The sequence below is a fragment of the Roseomonas sp. TAS13 genome, assembly GCF_001950415.1.
Classification (GTDB): Bacteria; Pseudomonadota; Alphaproteobacteria; order Acetobacterales; family Acetobacteraceae; genus Roseomonas; species Roseomonas mucosa.
This window is the reverse complement of sequence record NZ_BDLP01000230.1, coordinates 1-7016: the sequence shown is the minus strand read 5'-3', so window position 1 is coordinate 7016 and position 7016 is coordinate 1. Positions and strand designations below refer to the sequence as shown.

Below are 7016 nucleotides of genomic sequence, written 5' to 3'. Positions count from 1 at the left end.
CCGTCTCGCCCGCCGCGATCGCCTCGGCGATGCAGGCTTCCACGATCACCGCCCGCTCCGGCGAGGCGAAGCCGAAGCGGCGGCGATGCGCCTCGGTGAAGCTCGCCAGCACTGCCTCGTGGTCCCCGAACTCCACCGGCAGGAAGGCATCCGTCCCGGCATAGCGCAGATGCAGGCGCCGCTGCACCGAGAGCCGCGCCGCCGCATTGCCCTGGCGCAGCAGCTCCGCGCGCCCTTCCTCCGCCAGCGCGTCGAGCCGCGCCGCCAGATCCGCCATGCCCTCCGGCGACAGCGGCTTCTCCACCGCCGCCTCGCGGATCACGCTGGCATCGGCCAGCCCCATGCCATAGGCCGAGAGCACCCCGGCGAAGGGATGCACGAAGACCGTCTCCATCCCCAGCTCGTCCGCCACCAGGCAGGCATGCTGCCCGCCCGCCCCGCCGAAGCACTGGAGCGTGTAGCGCGAGGCATCGTGCCCCTTCTGGATACTCACCTGCCGGATCGCATGCGCCATGTTGGCCACCGCGACGCGCAGGAAGCCCTCTGCCACGGCGCGCGGGTCCATCTCCGCCTCGCCGGTCGCCGCCGCGATCTCAGCGGCCAGCGCAGCGAACTTCTCCCGCACCACCCCGGCATCCAGCGGCTGGCCGCCATCCGGCCCGAAGATCGCCGGGAAGTGCTTCGGCTGCACCTTGCCGGTCATGACATTCGCATCGGTGATGGTGAGCGGTCCGCCGCGCCGGTAGCAGGCCGGCCCCGGCACCGCCCCCGCGCTTTCCGGCCCGACGCGGAAGCGCGCGCCGTCGAAGCCCAGCCGCGAGCCGCCGCCCGCCGCCACCGTGTTGATCGCCATCATCGGCGCGCGCATCCGCACGCCCGCCACCTCGGTTTCGAAGGCGCGCTCGAACTGCCCCGCATAGAGCGCCACATCCGTGCTGGTGCCGCCCATGTCGAAGCCGATGATGCGGTCGAAGCCCGCCGTGGCGGCGGTGCGCGCCGCGCCGACGATGCCGCCCGCCGGGCCGGACAGGATCGCGTCCTTGCCCTCGAAGCCGGCCGCATCGGCCAGCCCGCCGGAGGAGCGCATGAAGGAGAGCCGCGCGCGGTCCTGCTCTGCCCGCCCTTCCGGGTTCAGCTCCCCCGCCACCTGCGCGACATAGCGGCGCAGGATCGGCGAGAGATAGGCATCCACCACCGCCGTGTCGGCGCGCGGCACGAGGCGCGGCAGCGGCGAGGCCCGGTGCGACAGCGAGACCTGGGCGAAGCCTTCCTCGCGCGCCAGGACGCCGATGCGCTCCTCGTGCGCCGGATTGGCCCAGGCATGCAGCAGCGCCACCGCCACGGCGGGGATGCCGTCTGCCTTCGCCGCCCGCAGCGCCGCGCGCGCCGCATCCTCGTCCAGGGGCTCGATCTCCCGCCCCTGGGCGTCGAGCCTGCCGCCGATCTCGGCCACGCGCTCATGCAGCAGCGAGGGCAGGCGCACATCCAGGTCGAAGAGGCGCGGCCGCGCCTGGTTGCCGATGCGGGGCAGGTCGGCGAAGCCCCGGTTCAGGATCAGCAGCACCCGCTCGCCCTTGCGCTCCAGCAGCGCATTGGTGGCGACCGTGGTGCCCATCTTCACCGCCTCGACCGCCCCGGGCGGCAGCGCTTCGCCCGGCGCCAGCCCGAGAATCGCCCGGATGCCCGCCACCGCCGCGTCCCGATAGGCCCCGGGATTCTCGGACAGCAGCTTGCGCGTGCTCAGCCGCCCTTCCGGGTCGCGCGCCACGATGTCGGTGAAGGTCCCGCCGCGATCCACCCAGAACTGCCAGCCCGCCATCGTCCGATCCCCATCCTGCGGCCTCCGGGGCCGGAAGCCCCGGGTCGCCTCGCGGCGCACGATGCGCAGCGCCCCGCCGCGCGGCAACCCGCCCCGGCCCCCGGAAAGGGCCGGAAGCGGCAGCGCATGCCGCGCGTTTGCCTTCCACGCAAGCTCAGGAGCACCGCATGACGCAGCAATCCGCCTACGAACTGTTCTATTGGCCCGGCCTGCCCGGGCGCGGCGAGTTCGTCCGGCTGGCGCTGGAGGCGGCGGGGGCGCCCTATATCGACCATGCCCAGCAGCCCGGCGGCATGGCGGCGATGCAGGCGCTGCTGGAGGACCCGGCCCTGCCGCGCCCGCCCTTCGCGCCGCCCTTCCTGCGCGACGGCAGGCTGCTGATCGGCCAGACCGCGGCCATCCTGCTGCATCTCGGCCAAAGGCACGGGCTGGCGCCGGCGGAAGAGGAAGGCCGCCTCTGGTGCCACCAGATCCAGCTCACCATCGCCGACCTGGTGGCGGAGACGCACGACACCCACCACCCGGTCGCTTCCGCCCTCTACTACGAGGACCAGAAGCCCGAGGCCGCCCGCCGCGCGAAGGATTTCCGCGACAACCGGATCCCGAAGTTCCTCGGCTGGTTCGAGCGCATCCTGGCCGCCAACCCCGCCGGTCCTGCCCATCTGGTGGGCCATGCCCGGAGCTATGCCGACCTCTCGCTGTTCCAGACCGTGGAGGGGCTCCGCTATGCCTTCCCCCGCGCCAGCGCCCGGGCGCTGCAACAGACCCCGCATGTCGCGGCCCTGGCCGCCTCGGTGGCGGAATGGCCGCGCATCGCCGCCTACCTCGCCAGCCCACGCCGCCAGCCCTTCAGCCAGAACGGCATCTTCCGCCACTACCCCGAGCTGGACGGATAGGGTCGGCGGCCGGTTCCCGGACCGGAAACACCGCTGACGGATTGCCTCGCAAGGCACGTCGCCCAGGGAGCGGCCCCGTGCTATGTACCATGGCGAGAGCTGGGATCGCACAGGTCGTCGGATTTGAGTTTCTGGGGCAAGATCATTGGCAGTGCGCTCGGCTTCGCGGTCGGCGGCCCCTTCGGCGCCATGCTCGGCGCTTCGCTGGGCCATGCTGCCGACGAAGGCGCACTGCGCGGCGCCCTGCCGGGTGGCGCCAACCTCGCGGGGCTGCTCGGCGCGCGCGAGACGGTCTTCGCCATTGCCGTCGTGGTGCTTTCCGCCAAGCTCGCCAAATGCGACGGCCCTGTGCGGCGCGCCGAGATCGCCGCCTTCAAGACGCAGTTCCGCATCCCGCCCGAGAACATGAAGGAGGTGGGCGAGCTCTTCGACCGCGCCCGCGACAGCGCCGAGGGCTACGAGCCCTATGCCCAGAAGCTCGCCGAGGCCTTTGCCGGCGAGAAGGGCATGCTGGAGGACGTGCTGGCCGCCCTGTTCCGGATCGCCACCGCGGACGGGCCGCTGAACCAGGCGGAATACCGCTTCCTGGGCAATGTCCACCGCCTCCTCGCCCTCGACCTGCCGGCCTGGGAAAGAGCCAGCCAGGGCCGACCGCGCGAGCACGCCCATGCGGAATACGGCCGCGGCAGCGCCAATACCCCCGCCGTCAGCGAGGGGCCGGACCCCTATGCCACGCTGGGCCTGGCCCCCGGCGCCAGCAACGAGGCGGCGCGTGCCGCCTGGCGCGGCCTGATCCGCGAGAACCACCCGGACGCCCTCGCCGCCCGCGGCATGCCCGCGGAGCTGGTGCGGCGCGCCAGCAGCCGCATGGCCGAGATCAACGCGGCCTGGGACCGGATCAAGCGGGAGCGCGGCCTTTGACGACCAGCCACCTGTCCATCCGGGACCTGCCGAGCCCGAACCAGGACGACCGGCCGGACGGCATGCCGGTGGACATGCTGATCCTCCACTATACGGACATGGAAAGCGGCGCGGCCGCCATCGCGCGGCTGCGCGACCCGGTGGCCAAGGTCTCCTCCCACTATGTGGTGGAGGAGGACGGAAGCATCTTCCGCCTGGTGCCGGAACATCGTCGCGCCTTCCATGCCGGCATCTCGCACTGGCGCGGGCACGATACGCTGAACGGCCGCTCGATCGGGGTCGAGGTGGTCAACCCCGGCCATTCCTGCGGCTACCGCCCCTTCCCCGCGCTCCAGATGGCCGCCCTCTGCGACCTCTGCCTGGACATCCTCGCTCGCTGGCCCATCCCGGCCCGCAACGTGGTCGGCCATTCCGACGTGGCGCCGGACCGCAAGATCGACCCGGGCGAGCTTTTCGACTGGCAGGGCCTCGCGGCCAATGGCGTCGGCCTCTGGCCCGCCGGCGTATCCGGCCATTCCACCCGGCCAGCCGGCGACGGCATCGCCCGCGCCCTGCCGCTCCTCCAGGCCATCGGCTATCCGGTGGACCCGGGACGCCCGGAGATCGTCCTCTCCGCCTTCCAGCGCCACTGGCGGCAGGAAACCGTTTCGGGGGAGGCCGACTCGGGCACCCTCGCCCGCATCGAGGCCGTCGCGGCACTCTGCGGCATCGCGTCCGGGAACTGACCGCCCGAAGCTGGAGCGGAAGAGGCCGGACGGCGGAAACCGTCCCGGATTGCGTCGCCACTCCCGCTTGCTTCGATTCGCCGGAAGCCCCATACCCCGCCCCGCCAGATGGTCGGACGGCCGCGGTTCGGGCGCAGCCCGAATCGAGGAAAGTCCGGGCTCCACGGAAAAGCGGTGCCGGCTAACGGCCGGCGGGGGTCAAACCCCAGGGAAAGTGCCACAGAAAACAGACCGCCCGGCCGGACCGGCACCCCCGTGGTGCCGCAACCCTGCCGGGTAAGGGTGAAAGGGTGCGGTAAGAGCGCACCGCGCCCCCGGCAACGGGGGCGGCACGGTAAACCCCACCGGGAGCAAGACCGAATAGGGGCGGCCGGCGAGCGCGGCGGATTCGTCCGTTCCGCGTCGGCGCAGAGGTTTTTCCGCCTCGCCGCCCGGGTTGGTCGCGTGAGGCGCGTCGCGAGGCGCGTCCCAGAGGAATGGTCGTCCATCGTCCGAGAGGGCGGTGACAGAACCCGGCTTACAGACCATCTGGCGCCCTCCTCCCTCCAATCACCCGCATAAGTTGTTGTTTCGCTGGGTCGGAGCTTGAAGCAAGCTCCGCAAACCCCTGTTTTTTCATGTGTCACGCCTGCAACACTACCCCTTAACCACGCACCATCTCGTGCAGGGCTCGTCTTCGTCCTTGGCGGGGCTCCATCGCCCATGATATCCCGTGTCATCCCGTGAGGCTCAGATCCTGAGGGGGGCTGAGGGGCCTGCGGGTGGTCGGGCGAGCCGGTGGGATCGGGGGGTCCCGCCGGCCGCTGTCCCGATCGGATCAGGGGGATGGCCGGTTCGCGCCTGCGCTGTTCCTGGAACCCTTGGGGGAGGGGGATGATCGACGCGCATGTCCCTCTTCCTGGGCACCATCACCAACAAGCTGGACAAGAAGGGGCGCGTCTCCATTCCGGCCCCGTACCGCTCGTTGATGGCCCGGTTGGGCGTCGAGGAGCTGATCCTGCGCCCCTATCACCTGGACCCCTGCGTCGAGGGCTGGCCGCAGAGCGCCTTCGAGCAGTATTCCGCCGACGCACAGCCGGCCGATCCCTTCGAGGACCCGCAGGACGACCTGTTGCTGACCCTTTTTTCCCAGGCCGAGAGCATTCGACCGGATTCCGAGGGGCGCGTGGTGCTGAGCGAGGCACTGATCGCCTATGCCAACCTCAGCGAGAGCGTGGCCTTCGCCGGGCTGGGCAAGAAGTTCCAGATCTGGGAGCCCAACACGCTGAAGGAACGCCAGGCCGCCGCCATGAAGGCGCGGCAGGAGAAGCAGCGCGCCCGCGAGGCCCTGCAGACCGCCCTGGGCATCGACGGCCGCCGCGCCGGCAGGGACGAGGCATGAGCGACGGCCTCGACTTCACCCGGCGCCAGGGCCATGCCCCGGTGATGCTGCGGGAGGTGCTGGACAGCCTCGCCCCGCGCGATGGCGGCCACTATCTTGACGGCACCTTCGGCGGCGGCGGCTACACCGCCGCGATCCTGGAGTCCGCAGACTGCACCATCTGGGCGGTGGACCGCGACCCGGACGCGATCGCCCGCGGCGCCGCCCTGGCGGAGCGCTTCGCCGGCCGTCTGCGCCTGATCCCCGGCCGCTTCGGCGACCTCGCCGCGCTGGCCGCGGAGCACGGCATCCCGCCGCTGGACGGCGTGGTCTTCGACCTCGGCGTCTCCTCCTTCCAGCTCGACGAGGCCGGGCGCGGCTTCTCCTTCCGCGCCGAGGGGCCGCTCGACATGCGGATGGAGCGCGAAGGCCCCTCGGCCGCCGATCTCGTGAACACCCTGCCGGAGCGCGAGCTGGCCGACATCCTCTGGCAGCTCGGCGAGGAGCGGCATTCCCGCCGCGTCGCCCGCGCCATCGTCGCCGCCCGGGCCGAGGCGCCCATCGCCACCACGCTGCGCCTGGCCGAGATCGTGCGCGGCGCCGTGCCGCGCGATCCGTCGGGCATCGATGGCGCCACCCGCTCCTTCCAGGCGCTGCGCCTGAAGGTGAACGACGAGCTGGGCGAGGTGGAGCGCGGCTTGGCCGCCGGTGCCGAGGCCCTGGCCCCGGGCGGGCGTCTCGTCGTCGTCGCCTTCCACTCGCTGGAGGACCGGATCGTGAAGCGCTTCCTGCGCGACGCCAGCGGCCGCACGCCCGCCGCCTCCCGGCACGATCCCGCCGCCCTCCGCCCCCGGACGGAGGCCCAGCGCTTCCGGCTGCTGACCAATTCCGCCCTCCGCCCCGAGGCGGAGGAGACCCGTTCCAACCCGCGCGCGCGCTCCGCGAGGCTGCGCGCCATGGAGAGGCTTGCCCCATGATACGCCCGCTGACGCTGCTCACTCTTCTCGCCGCCAGCGGGGCGGGGCTGCATCTGTACAAGGTGAAGCACGAGGTCGCCCTGCTCGACCGCGAGCTGGCCCAGATCCAGGCGCAGACCGAGGCCGCCAAGGCCCGCACCGGCATCCTGAAGGCGGAGTGGCAGCTCCTGAACGAGCCCGAGCGCCTGCGCCGGAACGTCGAGCAGTACCTGCCGCTCGAAACCATGCAGCCCGGCCAGTTCATCCGCGCCGCCGACATCGACAAGCGCCTGCCGCAGGCTGTGGCCTTCGCCGGGCCGCGCAACCTCTTCGCCGTGC

The 7016-nt window shown here is 72.0% G+C and carries 6 protein-coding genes, 1 other RNA gene and 1 pseudogene; 7 read left to right on the top strand and 1 reads right to left on the bottom strand.

The genetic code is table 11. The features are described from left to right. On the bottom strand, positions 1-1819 hold a 1819-nt coding region (locus ROTAS13_RS16340), incomplete at its 3' end, for a hydantoinase/oxoprolinase family protein (protein ID WP_305793722.1). A 167-nt stretch (positions 1820-1986) separates the two neighbouring features. On the opposite strand from ROTAS13_RS16340, the gene ROTAS13_RS16335 reads away from it, so the two are divergent. The 7 genes and pseudogenes from ROTAS13_RS16335 to ROTAS13_RS16305 all read left to right on the top strand — a co-directional run. Continuing rightward, complete coding sequence (locus ROTAS13_RS16335) at positions 1987-2715, top strand: glutathione S-transferase (protein WP_019459402.1); 729 nt, start codon at positions 1987-1989, stop codon at positions 2713-2715. Positions 2716-2838: 123 nt separating this feature from the next. Then, positions 2839-3636 carry a TerB family tellurite resistance protein gene (locus ROTAS13_RS16330; RefSeq protein ID WP_075822864.1) on the top strand — a complete coding sequence of 266 codons (798 nt, stop codon included), beginning with the start codon at positions 2839-2841 and terminating at the stop codon, positions 3634-3636. Then, on the top strand, positions 3633-4361 hold the full coding sequence (locus ROTAS13_RS16325; protein ID WP_099782060.1) for an N-acetylmuramoyl-L-alanine amidase: 729 nt from the start codon (positions 3633-3635) through the stop codon (positions 4359-4361). The genes ROTAS13_RS16330 and ROTAS13_RS16325 overlap by 4 nt, the downstream gene beginning before the upstream one ends. A 104-nt stretch (positions 4362-4465) precedes the next feature. Continuing rightward, an RNA gene (gene rnpB / locus ROTAS13_RS16320) (RNase P RNA component class A) lies at positions 4466-4897 on the top strand. A 350-nt stretch (positions 4898-5247) separates the two neighbouring features. Continuing rightward, entirely contained in the window at positions 5248-5742 is a 495-nt protein-coding gene (locus tag ROTAS13_RS16315; protein ID WP_075822863.1) for a division/cell wall cluster transcriptional repressor MraZ, read from the top strand. Next, on the top strand, positions 5739-6698 hold the full coding sequence (gene rsmH / locus ROTAS13_RS16310) for a 16S rRNA (cytosine(1402)-N(4))-methyltransferase RsmH (protein ID WP_075822862.1): 960 nt from the start codon (positions 5739-5741) through the stop codon (positions 6696-6698). The genes ROTAS13_RS16315 and rsmH overlap by 4 nt, the downstream gene beginning before the upstream one ends. Continuing rightward, positions 6695-7016, top strand: a pseudogene (locus ROTAS13_RS16305) (hypothetical protein); the annotation flags it as partial. The gene rsmH and the pseudogene ROTAS13_RS16305, both read left to right, overlap by 4 nt.

Excerpts from the sequence above, each read along its gene's own strand:
- ROTAS13_RS16335 (WP_019459402.1), top strand. The coding sequence starts at position 1,987 with ATGACGCAGCAATCCGCCTACGAACTGTTCTATTGGCCCGGCCTGCCC.
- ROTAS13_RS16315 (WP_075822863.1), top strand. The coding sequence starts at position 5,248 with ATGTCCCTCTTCCTGGGCACCATCACCAACAAGCTGGACAAGAAGGGG.
- rsmH (WP_075822862.1), top strand. The coding sequence starts at position 5,739 with ATGAGCGACGGCCTCGACTTCACCCGGCGCCAGGGCCATGCCCCGGTG.